This window comes from Halomonas sp. YLGW01 (assembly GCF_014840935.1).
GTDB lineage: Bacteria > Pseudomonadota > Gammaproteobacteria > Pseudomonadales > Halomonadaceae > Onishia.
The window spans coordinates 1,660,835-1,678,689 of the sequence record NZ_CP062005.1 but is presented as its reverse complement, the minus strand read 5'-3'; the positions used below and the strand labels follow the sequence as shown (position 1 = coordinate 1,678,689).

Here is a 17,855-nt window from a genome sequence, read left to right as displayed (position 1 = left end):
GGGCATCCAAGGAGCACCGATGAGCTGCATGATCGATTATCAGGCCCGTGCCGACCTTCTGGCGGAGCGGGTGATCCTGGTCACCGGGGCCGGCGATGGCATCGGCCGTGCGGCGGCGCTGAGCTACGCTCGGCACGGCGCTACCGTGATCCTGCTGGGACGCACGACCGCCAAGCTGGAGGCCGTTTACGATGCCATCGAGGCAGCAGGTGGCCCTCAGCCGGCCATCTTCCCGATGAACATCGAGGGAGCCACGCTCAAGGATTACCACGACATGGCCGAGACCCTGGACAAGGAGTTCGGCCGGCTCGATGGCATCCTTCACAATGCCAGCCTGCTCGGGCGGCTCACGCCTTTCGAGCAGTACAATCCGGAGCTGTGGGAGCAGGTGATGCAGGTCAACATCAATGGTCCGATCTGGATGACGCAGGCATTGCTGCCGTTGCTCAAGGCATCCGACGATGCTTCGGTAATCCTTACCTCATCGAGTGTGGGGCGCAAGGGGCGGGCCTTCTGGGGCGCCTATGCGGTTTCCAAGGCCGCGACCGAGAACTTCAGCGAGATCCTGGCCGATGAGATGGAGAATGTCTCCAGCATTCGCATCAATACCCTGAACCCGGGCGCCACTCGTACCCAGATGCGCAAGACGGCCTATCCTGCCGAGGATCCTCAGCGATTGCGAACCCCCGACGAGATCATGCCGACCTACCTCTGGCTGATGGGGCCCGATAGCCAGGGCCACAGTGGCGAGCGCTTCGACGCCCAGCCACCCAAGCTCTAGGGGAGGCGAGCTCTAGTACCTGGCGCCGGGCGCGCGCCTCGGTATCTGCCTACGACGACGGGCCTGGCTCCATGAGCCAGGCCCGTCGTCGTAGGCGCCCGCTAAACTTAGCTATCGGGAGATCGTGCCGATCAGGTGCGGTGTTGAATGGCGATCAATGCCCCAGTGCCATCGCGAGCGCGCCCGGCGTATCAAAGACATGGTCCGCGTCCCAGGCGCGTACATCTTCGGTCCCGTCCAGATAGCCATACCCGACCGCCACTGCCGTCATGCCGGCGGCACGAGCGGCCTCGATATCCCGGCGGTGGTCGCCGATATACCAGCATTCCTCGGCGGCGACGCCAATACGGCGTACCGCTTCCCAGAGCGGGGCCGGATCGGGTTTCTTGACCGGCAGGTCATCGGCACAGAGGAAGGCTCCGGGTGCCAGGCCCAGGGCCTCGATTAGAGGCTCGGCATAGGCACGTGGTTTGTTGGTGACGATTCCCCAGGCGCGAGGGGCGATGGCCCAGGCCTCGATGAGCGGCGCCAGCCCCTCGAACAGTCGACTCTCGGCCGCGACGTCCTGACCGTATGAATCGAGCAGGAAGCGCCGCGCCGGATCATGCCGGGCATGGTCACGCTCGAGCCCCAGGGCCAGGGTGACCAGTGCGCTGCCGCCATTGGAGACCTGGGCACGGATGGTCTCATAGGGCAGGGCGGCCAGGCCGTGGTGAGCTCGCAGGGCATTGGTGGCACGCGCCAGATCCGGCGCGGTATCCACCAGGGTGCCATCCAGATCGAAGAGCAGAGCCCGAGGAAGAGGAGTCGTGTCGACGCTCATTCGCTGTCCCGCCGGGTCTGGACCATGTAATTCACCGAGACATCCTCGGCGTTCAGGCGATAGCGCCGGGTCAGGGGGTTATAGGTCAGGCCGGTCTGTTCGCCAAGGTTCAGGTCAGCCGCGCGTGCCCAGCTGGCCAGTTCCGCGGGTCGGATGAACTTCTTGTAGTCGTGGGTGCCGCGAGGCAGCAGGCGCAGCACATATTCGGCGCCGAGGATCGCAAAGGCATAGGCCTTGGGATTGCGATTGATGGTCGAGAAGAACACCTGACCTCCCGGCTTGACCAGGGTCGCGCAGGCACGGACCACGGCGGCGGGGTCGGGGACGTGCTCGAGCATCTCCAGGCAGGTCACGACGTCGTAGGCACCGGGCTGCTCCGCGGCCATCTCCTCGGCGCTGGCCTGGCGATAGTCCACCTCGACGCCGCTTTCCTCTCGATGCAGGCGGGCCACCGCCAGCGGCGCCTCGCCCATGTCGATGCCGGTCACGTGGGCGCCACGATGGGCCATGGCCTCGGCGAGGATGCCGCCGCCACAACCGACATCGATGACATGCTTGCCCGCAAGGCCGGCCCGCGCGTCGATGAAGTCCAGACGCAAGGGGTTGATCTCATGCAGCGGCTTGAACTCGCTTTCCTTGTCCCACCAGCGACTGGCCAATGCCTCGAACTTGGCCACTTCGGCGGCATCGACGTTATCGCGGTAACCCTTGCCTGGACGGACGTCATCATCCTGTATCGATGCCTGGGGTTCGCTGCTCATGTCATGATTCTCCTGGAAGAATGGTTCGCGGATCACGCTCGAGCGTGATCGAGGAAGTCGTGAGGCCGGGTCGACGAAAACCAGAGCGGCCCCTGGCGTGCTAGGCGTCACGCATGGTCTTCTCATAGTGGCGCGCCTCGTGGATCAAGGCGTCGCGGTCGAGCCCGACCAATTCACCATCGGTCAGGCGAGCCTTGCCGGCGACCCAGGCGTGGCTGACCTGGCGGCTCTGGACGGCATAGACGACCGCCGATGCCGGATGGTGCACCGGCACACTGGTCAGGGCCTCGAGGTCGACGGCGATCAGGTCGGCATCGAAGCCTTCCGCGAGCTGTCCTCGCCGTTCTTGCATGCCCAGTGCACGGGCGCCGTCGCGGGTCGCCATGGCCAGTGCCGCCATGGCCGGCAGGGCGGCGGCATCACCGCTGACGCCCTTGGCCAGCAGAGCCGCGGTCTTCATTTCATCGAACATGTCCAGGTCGTTGTTGCTCGCCGCACCGTCGGTGCCGAGTGCCACGTTGATGCCGGCGGCCTGAAGCCTCGCCACCGGGCAGAAGCCGCTGGCGAGCTTTAGGTTCGACTGCGGGCAGTGAACGACGGCGGTGTTGCTCTCCCTCAGCAGCGCCAGGTCCTCGTCATCGACCTGGGTCATGTGGACCGCCTGAAAATGCGGGCCGAGCAGGCCCGCGTCGGACAGCCGGCGCAGCGGACGCTTGCCGTCATTGGCGAGCCCCTGCTCGACCTCGTCGCGGGTTTCATGGACGTGCATCTGGATCGGCAGGCCAAGCTGCTCGTGGGCCTCCCGCAGCCGGGCGAGGCTGGAATCGCCCACCGTATAGGGCGCATGGGGACCGAAGGCCAGCGAGATCAGCGCATGATCTCCCAGCCGCGCCTTGAGCGCCTCGGTCTGGCGAACGCCGCTCTCGAAGTCCCGGGACCAGGGGGTCGGGAAGTCGATCAGCGGTGTGCAGAGCTGGGCGCGCATGCCGGCCTCCTCGACCACGGGGACCACCGCTTCTGGTGCCAGGTACATGTCGGCAAAGGTAGTGGTGCCGGAGGCGATCATCTCGGCACAGGCCAGCCGCGTGCCGGCGGCCACGAAGTCCGGATTCACATGCGCGGCTTCCGCCGGCCAGATGTGCTCGTTGAGCCAGGTCATCAGCGGCAGGTCGTCGGCAAAGCCGCGCATCAGACTCATGCCGGCATGGTTGTGGGCATTGATCAGCCCTGGGAGCAGGGCATGATGCGGCAGACGCAGGGTGCGCGACGCGCGAACATGGTTCGACGCCTCGTCGATCGGCCAGGGGCCCAGCAGGCGGCCGGCATCGATGGCGATGGCGTGATGCTCGAGGGTCGGCAGGCCATCACTCATCGGCAGGATCCAGCGCGCCTCGATCACGAGCTCGACGTCACGCGGTGCTTGAAATGGCATCGCATCACTCCTTCGGTATGATGGCCCCATTCTACCCGCTCACACTGATGCTTGCCTGCCCCGGAGAGACCCCGATGGCCCCCCTGACCCCGATTCGCTGGTGCGATGATGATACTCTCGAGCTATTGGACCAACGCTGGCTGCCGAGTCGTCAGGAGACGCTGAGGATCGACAGCGCCGACGCGGCCGCCGAGGCGATTACCGCCATGGTCGTGCGCGGCGCTCCGGCGATCGGCATCACCGCCGCCTACGGTGTAGTGCTGGCGGCGCAACAGGCCACGGGACCGAACTGGCCCGAGGCAATGGCCGCGGCCATCCAGCGGCTGGCGGCATCGCGGCCCACGGCCATCAACCTGTTCTGGGCCCTTAAGCGCATGAAGGCCATCGTCGAGACACACCGCCATGCCGCGGCGGCACCGGTCGAAGCACTGCTGGAGGCCGCTCGGGACATCCAGCGTCAGGATCTCGCCGACTGCCTGGCCATGGGCGAGCATGGCGCCGACCTGCTGGCCCGCGAAGCCCCCGGGGCGGTGATGACCCACTGCAATACCGGGGCGCTGGCGACCGGGGGCCATGGCACGGCGCTCGGGGTCATTCGCACGGCCTGGGACCGGGGCTTGATCAGCCGGGTGCATGCCAACGAGACGCGTCCCTGGCTGCAGGGTGCTCGCCTGACCGCCTGGGAGCTGGCACAGGAGCAGATTCCCGTGACCCTGGCCGTGGACTCCGCGGCTTCCCAGTTGATGGCTCGTGGCGAGATCGGCTGGCTGATCGTCGGCGCCGATCGCATCACCGCCAATGGTGATGTCGCCAACAAGATCGGCACCCTTGCCCTGGCGGTACAGGCACGACATTTCGGCGTCAGGGTGATGGTGGTGGCCCCGACCAGCACCTTCGATTTGAGCCTCGAGAGCGGCGCCGACATCCCCATCGAGACCCGTGACGCCCGGGAGCTGACTCACCAGGGCGAGAGAGCCGTGGCACCCGTCGGCATCGATGTCTACAACCCGGTGTTCGATGTCACCCCGGCCGGGCTGATCGACGCCATCGTCTGCGAGAAGGGCGTCATCGAAGCACCGGATCGCCTGCGTCTCGCCGACCTGCTGGCGACGGCATCTCCCCGGCCCACCCCGTGACGCCTGGCTATGTCATAATGGCTGAATTCACCCTCGACAAACGCTAAACACCAAAAGGACTGCCATGATTCGCAAGGCTGTGTTGCCCGTCGCCGGACTAGGAACCCGTTGCCTGCCGGCCTCCAAGGCCATTCCCAAGGAAATGATCACCATCGTCGATAAGCCGGTGATCCAGTATGTAGTCGAGGAAGCCGTGGCCGCCGGCATCAAGGAAATCGTGCTGGTCACCCACTCGAGCAAGGGCGCCATCGAGAACCACTTCGACAAGCATTTCGAGCTGGAGACCACCCTGGAGGCCAAAGGCAAGCACGAGCTGCTCGAGGAGCTGCGCAATATCATTCCCGATGACGTCAAGATCATCAGCGTGCGCCAGCCCGAGCCGCTGGGCCTGGGCCATGCGGTGCTCTGCGCCCGCCCCATCATCGGCGATGACGAGCCCTTCACCGTGCTGCTGCCCGATGTGCTGGTCGATGGCCAGGGCCTTGAGCGCAACGACCTGGCCGGCATGATCGAGGCGTATGAGAAAAACGGCCAAGCACAGATCATGGTCGAAAACGTGCCCAGGGACATGACCCACAAGTACGGCATCGTGGATCTCGACGGCGAGACGCCCGAAGCGGGCAAGGCGGCCCCGATGGCAAGCGTCGTCGAAAAGCCTGCCGTGGAGGAGGCGCCCTCGACGCTTGCCGTGATCGGTCGCTACCTGCTGCCGGGCGCCATCTTCCCGCTACTGGCCGAGACACGTCCCGGTGCGGGCGGCGAGATCCAGCTGACCGATGCCATCGACACCCTGATCGCTCGAGAGGGGGTGCAGGCGTATCGCATGCAGGGCGCTACCTATGATTGTGGCCACCAGCTCGGCTATCTCGAGGCCATCCTGGCCTTCGCCAAGCGCCACCCCAAGTTCGGGGCCGGCTTCCAGGATCTGATGCAGCGCTACGCCGCCGAGGAATAAGCCATGCGCGTTGTCGTACAGGGAAGTGAGCTTGCGGCCGCAACGGCGGCGGCAGCCTTGGCCAGCGTCGGACATCGCGTGAGCTGGCGGCCCCATCCCGATCAGCCCTGGGCGATACTCCAGCGGGCCGACTGGCTGACCCGTGAGCCGGAGCTGCTCGCGCAGCTGGAGGCCGCCTGCCGCGAGGGAGCCCTGACGGTTCTGGAGGAAGAGCAAGGGGCGAACGTACCCGCAGAGGCGGCCGACGTCGATGTGCTGTGGCTTGCCCTGGCGCCGGATCAGCGCCAGTCGGCCCTGAAGGCCGTCGAGGAGCTAGCGGCCAGCCAGGCGGCGCCGCTGGTGGTGATCAACAACTCGACCTTTCCGGTGGGGGAGACCGAGCTGCTGGAATCGCTGCTGGGCCATGCCGGCCAGGTCGCCGTGGCTCTGCCGGATATGCTCGAGGAAGGGCGTGCCTGGCAGGTCTTCACCCGTCCGGTGCGCTGGCTGCTGGGCAGCGAGGATGCCCAGGCCACCGAGCAGGTGCGCGAACTGCTGCGCGCCTTCAACCGGCGCAGCGAAGTCTTCCAATGCATGCCTCGACGCGCCGCCGAGCTGAGCAAGCTGGCCATCAACGGCATGCTCGCGACCCGCATCAGCTACATGAACGATATCGCCGGCTTGGCCGATACCCTCGGGGTCGACGTCGAACATGTCCGCCAGGGCATGGGGGCCGATCCCCGCATCGGTTACGAGTATCTGTACCCGGGCTGTGGCTTCGGTGGACCGAATTTCTCCCGTGACCTGATGCGACTGGCGGATGTCCAATCGGCCAGCGGTCGCGGATCGGCACTGCTTGGCCAGGTGCTCGACATCAACGAGCACAAGAAGGAGACCCTCTTCCGCAAGCTGTGGGCCTACTTCCAGGGCCAGCTGGAGGGGCGGGTCGTCGCCATCTGGGGCGCGGCCTTCAAACCCGGCACGGCGCGCATCGATCATGCGCCGGTGATCCCCCTGCTCGAGGCTCTGTGGGCACAGGGCATCCATGTGCGCCTGCATGATCCGGCCGCCCTGCCCGCCCTGCGAGAGGCGGTGGGGGATCATCCGCAGCTCACGCTCTGTGAAGGTGATCCTTACGAGGCCTGTACGGACGCCGATGCGCTGATGCTGGTCACCGAGTGGAAATGCTACTGGAATCCCGATTGGCGTCTGCTGGGGCAACTGCTGAAGGAACGGCTCATCCTCGATGGCCGCAATATCTTCGACCCCGATTACGTGGCGGGGCGCGGCCTCGTCTACCGGGGGATCGGGCGGCGTGCCGATCCCTGACAGCAGACAGGACACAATGCCGGTCGCCTTGGGCTCGACTCCCGGGGGCGCACGCATGACGAGGCCCTGCCATTGGCAGGGCCTCGTCGTGTTGTTTCAACGCCGAACGAGGCGTCCCTCCTTAATCCTGCCAGGGGAGCAGCACGAACTTTCCGACATGTCGCTTGGTCAGGAACTCCTGCTGGGCCGCCACGATATCGCATAGGGCATAGGTCCTGGCGACCAGCGGGCGAATCTCATTGCGCTCGATATAGCTCACCAGGTTCGGGAATACCTCGGCGTCCCAGGCCGTGGTGCCGATCAGGCGCACGTCCTTGAGATAGAGCTCGCGCATGTCCAGTGACACCATCGGGCCGGCAATCGCCCCCGAAGACACCAGGCGAGCGCCGCGCCTGAGCAGCTTCAGCATGACGGGGAAGTGCGCGCCGGCCACGTTGTCCACCACCAGGTCGACGGATTCGGCGCCCAGCTCCGCGAGCAGGTCGGCACCACGGTCAAACAGTTGATCGGCGCCGACCTCCCGGAGCCGTTCATGCTTGCTCGCGTCCGCCACGGCAATGACCCTGGCCCCACGGCGCTTGGCCAGTTGAACGGTAGCCGACCCCACGCCTCCCGACGCACCGGTAATCAGGACCGTCTCGCCTGGCGACAGCTCGGCGCGAACCAGCATGTTTTCCGAAGTGCCATAGGCGCAGGGAAGGCTGCCTAGCTCCGCATCGGACCAGTCGCACTCGACGGCAAACACTTCGCCTGCCGGCACCTTGACGTATTGGGCAAAGGCGCCATCGAAATCGGACCCCATCCACTGATTGTCCCAGTGCTCGAACCCCCGGGTGCGCATGCAGGAGCGGACCAGCACCCGTTGATCGACCAGGCCGGGAGCGACACCGGGGCCCGCCTGAACCACGACACCGCAGCAGTCAGTACCCTGAATGAAGGGGAAGGGGGTCTGCGCATTCCAGCCGCCATCCTCGATAGGCGCATCGACCTCGCTGCAGGCCACGGCATCGGTGGCATCCGTCACGGACGACGAGTACCACCCGAGGCGAGTATTGATCTCGGTATTGTTGATGCCCGCCGCCAGCACCTTGATCAACACTTCACCTTGTCCCGGCGTGGGAATGGGAACGTCTCGATAGTCCAGCTTGTCGTAATCACCGGTACCGGTGGTGACCACAGCCTTCATGTGCTCGCTCATCATGTCACCCCTTGGGTCTATGGAATAACTGCATGCGAAAGACAAAACAAAAAAAGGCCCCCACCGATGATGGGGGCCTTGATCAGAGGCCATCTCGAGGAGATGGCTTCACTCTACTACTGGTTACGCGAAGTTCTGCGCAACGAAGTCCCAGTTGAGGATCTTCCACACGTTCTCGAGGTACTTCGGACGCGCGTTGCGGTAGTCGATGTAGTAGGCGTGCTCCCACACATCGATCGTCAGCAGCGGTGTCTGGCCATGCGCGACCGGAGTGTCGGCATCATCGGTGTTGACGATGTCCACGCCGCCGTCGTCGGTCTTGATCAGCCAGGTCCAGCCGGAACCGAAGTTGCCCGCGGCCTTGGCATTGAAGGCTTCCTTGAACTCGGCGAAAGAACCAAACTTGGCGTTGATGGCCTCGGCCAGCGCGCCGGTCGGCTCGCCACCGCCGTTCGGCGACAGGCAGTGCCAGTAGAAGGTGTGGTTCCAGACCTGAGCCGCCTGGTTGAAGAGACCGCCGGAGGAAGACTTGATGATTTCTTCCAGAGACTTGTTGGCATCGTCGGTGCCATCGGTCATCTGGTTGAGCTTGGTCACGTAGGTCTGGTGGTGCTTGCCGTAATGGTATTCCAGAGTCTCGGCAGAAATGTGCGGTTCAAGCGCGTTCATTTCGTACGGCAGGGCGGGTAGTTCGAATGCCATGATTTACTCCTCGTCGGTCAAGGGAAGGTACACCAACTCAAGTACTGGTGACCCACGAACATAATTCAAGGGTCTCGGATCCAATTCGCCAGGATGGATCTCAGATCATTCCGTTAGGAAACAGGGCCCGGAAGCATGCTCGTGCGAACAAAAAACCTTACAATACCAAGCATCTGCGCTTATGTAGTGTCGCCTCATCATAGCACTCTGGGGTATGCTCGCCAATGACGGAGGGCTTGGCCCCAATAGCGGTCACCCCGGCCCCATTTTATTACCTGGCAAGGAGTTTCCTATGGCCGAGCGCCCGGAGGAAGAGCGCCTGACCCGCATCGTGCCGGACGTGAATGCCAGCTTGGGCGGCCAGGCGCGCTATGCACCAGCGGCGCCTCGGTTATGGCCCCTCTGGTGCCTGGTGCTGCTGCTCATGGGCGCCTTGGCGTGGCTTGGCTACCTGGCCTGGCAGGAGCGTCTGACCCTCAACGCGGAAATCCGTCAGCTCCAGGGCCAGCTATCCAACGTGCATGCTCGCTTCGACGGCCTCCAAGACAATCGCGGTGGCAACCTCGAACGTTTCGAGAATGCCCTGGATGTGCTCGGCGAGGAGCAGGGCGAACTGGTCCAGCGTCTCAACGAGCAGGCGACCCAGCTGGCCAGGTTGGGTGATAGCCTCAGCGGTGTCGGAGACACTCAGGCGCTTGTCGAGCGTCTCGCGTCGCAGTCCGATCGCCAGGACACCCTTCAGGCCGTCCTCGATGCGACGCGCAGCTCGCTGGATGCCCTGGAGCGCAACGGCGATGATGCTCGAGCGGCCCTGACGGCCCGCCTGGACAGGATGGAGGGCAACGCCAACGCGCTACCCGAGCGCCTCGACGGCCTGGCGGAGAAACTCGCCCAGACCGAACAGCGCCAGTCCGCTCAGGAGGTGATATCCGCCTCACTGATGAGCTCGACCCGTTCCCTCGAAACCGACCAGGATGCGCTGGCATCCCGCCTCGATGCGCTGGCATCGACTCAGGACGAGGCCGCCTCGACTCGAGAGACGCTCGCGCGGCGCCTCGACGAGCACCGTGCTCAGCTCACCGAACTGCGCCAGTCGCAGCTGGCCATCAGTGCCCAGCTGGAATCGCTGGAGAGCCGCTAGATGCGCCTGCCGCGAACATGGCAAAGGGCCTGGCACCGTCCATGGCGATGGAGCCTTGCGGGCCTTTGTCTGAGCGCGGCCACGGCGGCCCAGGCGCTGGACGTGGAGATCGAGGGGCTCGAGGGGCCGGCCGCGGACAATGTGGTGCTCTATCTGGAGGGCATCGAGCCGTCCCAGTATCGCGAAGAACGGTTGCGTGCCCAGGTCCGCAATCAGGCTCTCGAGGCCATGCGCGTCTTTGGCTACTACGACCCAAGCGTCGCGATTCGCTTCACGGGCGACCCCATCGAGGAAGCCACGCTTGCTATCACGCCAGGGCCGAGGGTCACGATCACCGTCCTGGATCTGTCGATCACAGGCGATGCACAGCAGGACGAGGCCTTCGACGACGTACTGGCCGACCCGGGACTCGAGGTCGGTGACCCGCTGGAACATGCCCCATACGACAGCCTGCGCGGCAAGCTGTCATCGCTTGCCCTGCAGCGGGGCTATTTCGATGCCGACTTTCCGACCCGACGCATGGAGGTGCGCCCCTGGGAGCAGAGCGCACGCATCTACCTGCACCTGGCCAGCGGTCCTCGCTACCGTTTCGGTGACATCGATATCCAGGGCAGCCAGATCGACGAGGATCGCCTGCGCATGATGCTGCCCTTCGAGTCCGGCGATCCATATCTGGCGGGGCAACTGGCGCTATACAACCAGCGGCTGTCCCAGAGCAACTGGTTCTCCTCGATCAGTGTGCACCCGCGGCTGGACAATGCCTCCGATCTGGCACTGGAACCGCCCTCGGGGCGGGCTCTGGCCCCCTGGTGGCAAGAGGTCGAGCTGGATGGCGAGAGCGCCGCACGACAGGCCGAAAGAGAAGAGGCCGATCGCATCGCCCAGCAGGCGCTACTCGCCGCGAGCCGCCTCTATCCGGATCAGCGTCACGAAGTCCCGGTGGATGTCACCCTGGTGCCAGCCGACCGCCATCAGTTCGAGGTCGGTATCGGCTATGCCACCGACGTGGGGCCGCGTACCCGGTTTTCATGGACGCAGCCCTGGATGAACAGCGCGGGTCATAGCCTGAGCAATGAGCTGTTCCTCTCCGCACCGGAACAAGAGTTCTCCGGCGAGTATCTGATCCCGCTCGAGAACCCGCTGCGTGACAGCTATGCCATCAACTACGGCTTCCAGCAGGTCGACAACGAAGACACCAATAGCCTGGAGATATCGGCGGAAGTGTCGCGACGCTGGAAGTTCGACAACGGCTGGACCCAGGATCTGTTCGTGCGGACCACCTACGAGGATTACACCCAGGCCGACGAGGAAGATCAGGTCCTGCTGTATTACCCAGGCATCAGCTGGTCACGCACCCGTAGCCGTAATCCCATTTTCCCGACCTGGGGGGATCGTCAGCGGCTGGCCCTGGCGTATTCGGACACCGTCTGGGGATCGGATGCCACCTTCCTGAGGGCGACCCTCGATACCCAGTGGCTGCGCATGATCGGCAACGACAATCGCTTTATCGCGCGGACAGGCCTGGGCGCTATCCAGACCAACGACTTCGACAAGATACCGCCTTCCCTGCGCTTCTTCGCAGGTGGTGATCGCAGCGTGCGCGGCTATTCCTATGAAAGCCTGTCTCCCGAGAACGATGACGGGGAACTGGTCGGCGGCCGGCATCTGTTGACGGCCGGGCTCGAGGCGCAGCGCCGGATCACCGGCGACTGGTGGGGCGCGGCCTTCGTCGACACGGGTAACGCCTTCAACGCCTGGTCGGCCCTCGAGGTGAAGACCGGCGCAGGCCTCGGGATCCGCTGGGTTTCGCCGGTGGGCCCGATTCGCTTCGATGTGGCCCACCCCTATGACGACGAGGACAACGACTATCGCATTCACTTCTCCATCGGCCCGGAGTTCTAAATCGAGAGGGACAATACTGGCATGACGCGACTCAAGGCCTGGAGCAAGGGACTGATGCGCCTGCTGCTTTGGATACCCATCTGGCTGATCGGCCTGCTCACCCTGATCCTGGGGCTTGCACTGTCTCCCTGGGGCACCGGCCTGCTGCTGGAACAGGGGCAGGAGAGAGGCTCTTTCAGTTATCGCGAGGCGTCCGGCGCACCGCTGGATCGGCTGGTGATCGAGGGGCTACGCCTCGAGGCCGGGCAGGCCAGTGTCGCGATCGAGCGCCTGGAGCTCGCCTGGGCCGATGACTGCCTGCTCGACAGCAAGCTATGTCTCGATCGCCTGGGCGTGGAAGGAGCGCGCATTCGCCTGGCGGCCGGGGAACCCGGTACGCCGGACGAGGCGCCGGTCGAGGAAGCAGGCGCGCCGACGATCCACCTGCCATTTCCCGTGGAGCTGCGAGAGGTCTTTCTCGATGATGTCGAGGTGCGTCTTGCCGACGGCACCCTGCTGACCTGGTCCCGCTTCCGAACGGGGGCGTCGCTAGAGGCAAGCACCTTTACGCTGTCGCCGACCACCCTGTCGGGCCTGCGCCTGACCCTGCCGAGCTCCGAGGGGCAGGCGTTGGCCCTGGAGGGCGCCGACGCTCCACCTCGCTCGCTGTCAGCGTCCGCTATCGACAGCGCCGGCGACGTGGCGCGCCAGGCGCCAACGGTCGCCGTCAGCCCGGATGCCCCCGACGAGTCCAGCGTCCCGCTAGCCAAGCGTGAACGCCTCACGCTTCCGGCGATCAGCCTGCCGGTGGCCATCGAGGTGCCAAGCCTGGTGATCGACGACGCTGCGCTCACCGGGCCGACGCCCTATCGGATCGATCGCCTGTCGCTCTCCCTGTCGGGGGAGGGCAGCGAGATCCAGGTCTCGCCGCTGCTGCTCGCCATGCCCGAGGCCGAGGCGCGCCTCGAGGCCAGGGTCTCGCTGCGCGGGGACTACCCCCTGGAGGCAAGCCTCGTGACCGAGATCAAGGCGCTGGGTGCCTTGCCGGAACTTGCCGGCGAGCGCCTCGACCTGCGGCTGGGGGGCAGCCTCGCCGCGCTAGAGGTCTCCCTCGAGGCGGCGGGGCCTGCGGCCGCACGGATCGAGGCCAGCCTGGATGCTCTGGCGCCGACGCTACCCTTCGTGCTGACGCTTGAATCCGAGGCACTGCAGTGGCCGCTGGCCGCCGCCTCATCGGGTGAGAAGAACACCACCACGCCGGAACCCTATCGACTGCAAGATCTCAAGGCGCGCCTGGAAGGCAACCTGCTCGAGTATCGACTGGCCCTGTCGGCCGTGGCCGAAGGCCCCGAGGTGGCTCCCACGCGCTTGGCGGCCACCGGCACCGGCGATGCCGAGCACTTCGCCTGGCTGCCGCTCTCGCTGAAGAGCGGTGAAGGCGCGCTGATCAGTCGCGGGCGAGTCAACTGGGCCGAGGGAGTCGAGCTGGATGCCACCATCAACCTCGATGGCCTCGATCCCGGCGCCTATACCAGCGCCGTGGCAGGCCGCTTGGACGGTGATGCGACGCTCAGTTTCACTCAGGCCGGCGAAGGCTGGCGACTCGCGGTCCCCGAACTCGCCATCGACGGAAGCCTCAATGAATTACCGGTCTCCCTGTCGGCCAGCCTGAGTGGCAACAGCGACATGCGCTGGCAGATCGATCGTCTCGATCTGCGTCAGGGGGAGAATCGCCTCGTCGCACAAGGGCGGGTCGGCGAGCAGATGGCGCTCTCCGGTTCGCTGGAGGCGTCGGAGCTGGCCACGCTGTCACCCGAGCTCGACGGCACCCTGAACGGCGACTTCAGCCTCGATGGCAGCCTGAAGTCTCCCGCCCTTGTGCTGGACCTGCGTGGCGAACGCCTGGTCGTCGCCGACAACCGCATAGAAGCCTTGTCGCTGCGTGCTCGTACCCTTGGCCTGGATGACCCGGAGCTCGATATCCAGCTCACGGTGGACCGCCTCATCGCGGCTGGGCAGCGACTGTCCCGTCTCGAAGCAGGTCTCGAGGGGAGACTCTCCGCCCACCGCCTGACGGTCGAGGCCACCGCCGGGCGTGGCATGCCCCTATCGCGGGCCGGTCTGACGCTCGAGGGCGAGCTGAATGCGGCCCGAGACCGCTACCAGGGGCAACTGATGCCCTTGGAGGTGGATGCCGATCTGGGCACGCTGCGCCTGGAGGAAGCCCTGGCGTTCGAGCTGGACATCCCCGAGGCTGCGGCCAGCCTGTCGCCGTTCTGCCTGCGCCGAGAAGAAGGCGGTCGCCTGTGCAGCACCGATCGCATCGAGGCCTCGGCGCAGCAGGGGCGCGCGGTGCTGGAGCTCTCGGAGTTTCCCATGGCCCTACTCGAGCCCTATCTGCCCGTTGATTGGCGCGCGACCGGCGAGAGTCGCGCCGGTGTCGCTCTTTCCTGGCGCGATCAGGGCCGCGATTGGACACTCGAGGCAGATCTCGACAGTCGCCTCGCCATCGAGGCTCGGGATGCCTATGGTCAGGCCGTCACGCTGCCCACGGCACAGCTTGCGCTGAATGCGGATGCGACCCAGGAGGCGGTGAATGCTGCCCTCGACCTGGATCTGGGCGATGCCGGCACCGCCAGCCTGACGATGCGCATCGATGATCCTCAAGGACAGGGGGCGCTGGAAGGCCGCCTGCGTCTGCAAGGGCTCCAACTGGCCGCCTACCAGCCTCTCTTGCCCGACATGGATACTCTCGAAGGTCGCCTGAACGGCGATGTCGCCCTGGGCGGCGCCCTGTCCCGTCCCACCCTGGATGGCGAGATCGAACTCGCTGGCCTCCAGGCAAAGGGAAGTGGTCTTCCCATCGCCGTTCGCGACGGTCGGGTGACACTGCGCCTGGCCGGAGACAGTGGGCAGATCGACGGGGTGATCCACAGCGAGCGTGGGCGGCTGGATATCGACGGCGATGCACGCTGGCCGCGCCCCGACGATTGGCAATTGGCGCTTTCGATCGACGGCCAGGAGGAGCCGCTGCAACTGGATATTCCGGATATCGGGCGACTGCGCATCGCGCCAGACCTGTCCATCGACGTGACACCGGAATTGCTCAGTGTGGGCGGTCAGGTCAGGGTGCCCTGGGCACGCCTGGAGATCGGCCAGTTTCCGCCTTCGGCGATCAGCCCGAGTCCCGACGAGATCATCATCACCCGGCGCGATGAACGTCGTGCGCGCCGCGAGGCGGCTCGCGCCGAGCAGGCCGGGACCGGGGAGGACACCGCCGAGGCGTTGGCCGAGGCCGGGATGGCCACCCGCATTCGGGTCGACCTGCTGCTGGGCCCGGATATGGAACTGAAGGCCTATGGCCTGGAAACCGGCCTGGATGGTCGCTTACAGGTGCGCCAGAGCAGCGGACCGGTCCAGTTGTTTGGCGAGGTCAGCCTGGTCGGCGGCCGTTTCCGGGCCTACGGTCAGGATCTGACGATTCGCCAGGGGCAACTGTTGTTCAGCGGTCCTGCCGATCAACCGCTGTTGCAGTTCGAGGCGATACGCAACCAGGAAAGAACCGAGGACAATGTGATCGCAGGCCTGAGGGTCACGGGATCGGCAACCTCACCGAGCCTCTCGGTCTTTTCCGAACCGTCCATGAATGAGTCCAGAGCCCTGTCCTATCTGCTGCGCGGTCGCGCGCCGAACGATACGGAAGCCGATGATGGCGCCTTGACCTCGGCACTGATCGGGCTCTCCCTGTCTCGCACCGGCGGTGCGATCGGCCAGATCGGCGAGGTGTTTGGCATTGGCGATCTGACCCTGGACACGGCGGGAAGCGGCGAGGAATCCGAGGTAGTGGTCAGCGGGCAACTCAGCGACGATCTGCGAGTCAGTTATGGCGTGGGCGTCTTCGAACCCATCGCCGAGCTGACCCTGCGCTATACCCTGTGGCGCAACCTCTACCTCGAGGCCGTGTCGGGCGCCGCCCAGGCCATCGATCTGGTCTATAGCTTCAGCCTGGGCAAGGCGAACCCCAGGCCCTGAATCTTTTCAACATTCTTCGCAAGGCCAAGGAGCTCCTTATGCGCCATGCCGACAAGCAACACCCCGTCAGCCCCGAGCGGGCGCTGCCGGGCCGCGATGTGCCGCTGCCCATCAGCGGCATCCATCATGTCACCGGAGCCGCGATGCGCCCGCCATTTCCCGACGGCAGTGAAGAGATCGTGCTGGGGCTCGGGTGTTTCTGGGGCGCCGAACGTCTGTTTTGGGAGCTTCCCGGGGTCGTGGTCACGGCGGTCGGCTACGCCGGCGGATATACCCCCAACCCCACCTACGAAGAGACCTGCACCGGCTGGACCGGTCATACCGAGGTGGTCCGCGTGATCTATGACCCGGCAGTGATCTCGCTGGAGCGTCTGCTGACCACCTTCTGGGAGGCACACGACCCGACTCAGGGGATGCGTCAGGGCAATGACATCGGCACCCAGTACCGTTCGGCCATCTACGTTACCAGCGACGCCCAGCGCCAGGCGGCGGAGCAGAGTCGCGCGCAATACCAGCAGGCACTCAAGGCCGCGGGAGGCGGGGAGATCACCACCGAGCTCGCCCCCCTCGAGGCCTTCTACTACGGCGAGGAGTATCACCAGCAGTACCTGGCCAAGAACCCCAATGGCTATTGCGGGCTGAAGGGCACCGGCGTCAGCTGTCCGATCGGCTAGCGACGGAGGCGGGCCAGTGAGGCAACGAGCCTGACGAGGCCCAGTCGTCGAGCTGTCTCGCCACGCGGCGAAGAAGCCAGGAACCCAGCCTGCCGTGACGCGCCTCGATGAAGCCCACGTGGCCGCCGTGCCGGGCGATTTCGACCCGCACGGCATCCGCGGGGGTGGGCAGCCGCTCGAAGAGGTCACTGGGCATGAAGGGATCGTCGGCGGCATGCAGCACCAGGGTCGGCAGCTCGATATCGCTCAGCAGTCGTCCCGCCGAGGCACGCGCGTAGTAGTCGCTTGCCGAGGCGAACCCATGCAGCGGGGCCGTGACCTCGTTGTCGTAGGCCCAGAAGGTGTCCAGCTCGCGTAATTGATGTGGGGTCAAGGCGATCGGCAGGGGACCCAGGCGCATCTTGGCCACCACCTTGCGTTTCAGATCCTTCAGCAGATGGCGCTGGTAGACCCTGGCAAAGCCGCGATTCAGGGCATCGGCACTGGCGGCCAGATCCAGTGGTGCACTGATGACGATAGCACCCGCCAGGTCGAGGCCGTCGCCTCCCTGCTCGGCGACCAGCTTGGCCAGCATATTGCCCCCGAGCGACACGCCAGCCGCCACCTTGAGGGCATGGGGGTAGCGCCTGGCCAGCTGACCGAGCACCCAGTAGGCATCGGCGGTATCGCCACTGTGGTAGGCCCGGGGCAGCCGGTTGGGGGCCTGGCCACAGCCTCGAAAGTGCATCAGGACGCTGCGCCAGCCGAGCCGAGCGGCCATCGCCATCAGCCCCTTTGCATACGGAGAGTCGATCGCCCCCTCCAGCCCGTGAAACAGGATAAACAGCGGGGCATCTTCCGTTCTGGGCGCCGGCTGTCCCCAGGCCAGTTCGACGAAGTCCCCGTCGGGCAGGTTGATGATCTCCGTCTCGTAGGCGAGCCGGGGAGTCGGCAACATCCGCGGCAGCAGGGTCTGCAGGTGTCGGTTGCCAAACCCCCGGGCGGGGCGAAAGTCGGCGGGAACGATGGTTCGGGACATGCCTGCCTCGCGC

Annotated in this window: 14 protein-coding genes; 8 read left to right on the top strand and 6 right to left on the bottom strand. The window is 65.5% G+C overall.

The features are described from left to right. Positions 1–19: 19 nt before the first annotated feature. On the top strand, positions 20–781 hold the full coding sequence (locus IEJ03_RS07760; RefSeq protein WP_192037066.1) for a YciK family oxidoreductase: 762 nt from the start codon (positions 20–22) through the stop codon (positions 779–781). Between the two features lie 154 nt (positions 782–935). On the opposite strand, the gene IEJ03_RS07755 is transcribed toward IEJ03_RS07760, so the two are convergent. The 3 genes from IEJ03_RS07755 to IEJ03_RS07745 all read right to left on the bottom strand — a co-directional run bounded on the left by IEJ03_RS07755 (position 936) and on the right by IEJ03_RS07745 (position 3,797). Next, positions 936–1,604 carry an HAD-IA family hydrolase gene (locus IEJ03_RS07755; RefSeq protein ID WP_192037065.1) on the bottom strand — a complete coding sequence of 223 codons (669 nt, stop codon included), beginning with the start codon at positions 1,602–1,604 and terminating at the stop codon, positions 936–938. Beyond that, a complete protein-coding gene (ubiG, locus tag IEJ03_RS07750; RefSeq protein ID WP_192037064.1) occupies positions 1,601–2,365 on the bottom strand; it encodes a bifunctional 2-polyprenyl-6-hydroxyphenol methylase/3-demethylubiquinol 3-O-methyltransferase UbiG in 765 nt (254 codons plus the stop codon). The genes IEJ03_RS07755 and ubiG overlap by 4 nt, the downstream gene beginning before the upstream one ends. A 100-nt stretch (positions 2,366–2,465) precedes the next feature. Then, positions 2,466–3,797, bottom strand: coding sequence for a TRZ/ATZ family hydrolase (locus IEJ03_RS07745; protein WP_192037063.1), 1,332 nt, complete (start codon positions 3,795–3,797; stop codon positions 2,466–2,468). A 74-nt stretch (positions 3,798–3,871) separates the two neighbouring features. Between IEJ03_RS07745 and mtnA the strand changes: the two genes are divergently transcribed. The 3 genes from mtnA to IEJ03_RS07730 all read left to right on the top strand — a co-directional run bounded on the left by mtnA (position 3,872) and on the right by IEJ03_RS07730 (position 7,196). Beyond that, on the top strand, positions 3,872–4,933 hold the full coding sequence (gene mtnA, locus IEJ03_RS07740) for an S-methyl-5-thioribose-1-phosphate isomerase (protein ID WP_192037062.1): 1,062 nt from the start codon (positions 3,872–3,874) through the stop codon (positions 4,931–4,933). A gap of 64 nt (positions 4,934–4,997) precedes the next feature. Continuing rightward, entirely contained in the window at positions 4,998–5,888 is an 891-nt protein-coding gene (gene galU / locus IEJ03_RS07735) for a UTP--glucose-1-phosphate uridylyltransferase GalU (protein WP_192037061.1), read from the top strand. 3 nt (positions 5,889–5,891) lie between these two features. Continuing rightward, a complete protein-coding gene (locus IEJ03_RS07730) occupies positions 5,892–7,196 on the top strand; it encodes a nucleotide sugar dehydrogenase (RefSeq protein WP_192037060.1) in 1,305 nt (434 codons plus the stop codon). Between the two features lie 121 nt (positions 7,197–7,317). Here the strand turns inward: IEJ03_RS07730 and IEJ03_RS07725 are convergent, their stop codons facing one another. Both IEJ03_RS07725 and IEJ03_RS07720 read right to left on the bottom strand, forming a co-directional pair. Next, positions 7,318–8,382 (bottom strand): alcohol dehydrogenase family protein, encoded by a 1,065-nt coding sequence (locus IEJ03_RS07725; protein ID WP_192037059.1) that lies wholly within the window; start codon positions 8,380–8,382, stop codon positions 7,318–7,320. 135 nt (positions 8,383–8,517) lie between these two features. Continuing rightward, on the bottom strand, positions 8,518–9,096 hold the full coding sequence (locus IEJ03_RS07720; RefSeq protein WP_192037058.1) for a Fe-Mn family superoxide dismutase: 579 nt from the start codon (positions 9,094–9,096) through the stop codon (positions 8,518–8,520). Between the two features lie 292 nt (positions 9,097–9,388). Between IEJ03_RS07720 and IEJ03_RS07715 the strand changes: the two genes are divergently transcribed. From IEJ03_RS07715 to msrA, 4 genes are read left to right on the top strand one after another with little or no spacing between them, the layout of a single operon-like run. Beyond that, positions 9,389–10,237 carry a hypothetical protein gene (locus tag IEJ03_RS07715; protein WP_192037057.1) on the top strand — a complete coding sequence of 283 codons (849 nt, stop codon included), beginning with the start codon at positions 9,389–9,391 and terminating at the stop codon, positions 10,235–10,237. Then, positions 10,238–12,139, top strand: a complete 1,902-nt coding sequence (locus IEJ03_RS07710; protein WP_192037056.1) for an autotransporter assembly complex family protein — start codon at positions 10,238–10,240, stop codon at positions 12,137–12,139. It abuts the gene before it with no gap. Positions 12,140–12,160: 21 nt separating this feature from the next. Next, on the top strand, positions 12,161–16,150 hold the full coding sequence (locus tag IEJ03_RS07705; RefSeq protein WP_192037055.1) for a translocation/assembly module TamB domain-containing protein: 3,990 nt from the start codon (positions 12,161–12,163) through the stop codon (positions 16,148–16,150). A gap of 38 nt (positions 16,151–16,188) precedes the next feature. Further along, entirely contained in the window at positions 16,189–16,824 is a 636-nt protein-coding gene (gene msrA, locus IEJ03_RS07700) for a peptide-methionine (S)-S-oxide reductase MsrA (protein WP_192037054.1), read from the top strand. Here the strand turns inward: msrA and IEJ03_RS07695 are convergent. Then, complete coding sequence (locus tag IEJ03_RS07695; protein ID WP_192037053.1) at positions 16,805–17,842, bottom strand: hydrolase; 1,038 nt, start codon at positions 17,840–17,842, stop codon at positions 16,805–16,807. The two genes, msrA and IEJ03_RS07695, sit on opposite strands and share 20 nt — an antisense overlap. Positions 17,843–17,855: the final 13 nt, after the last annotated feature.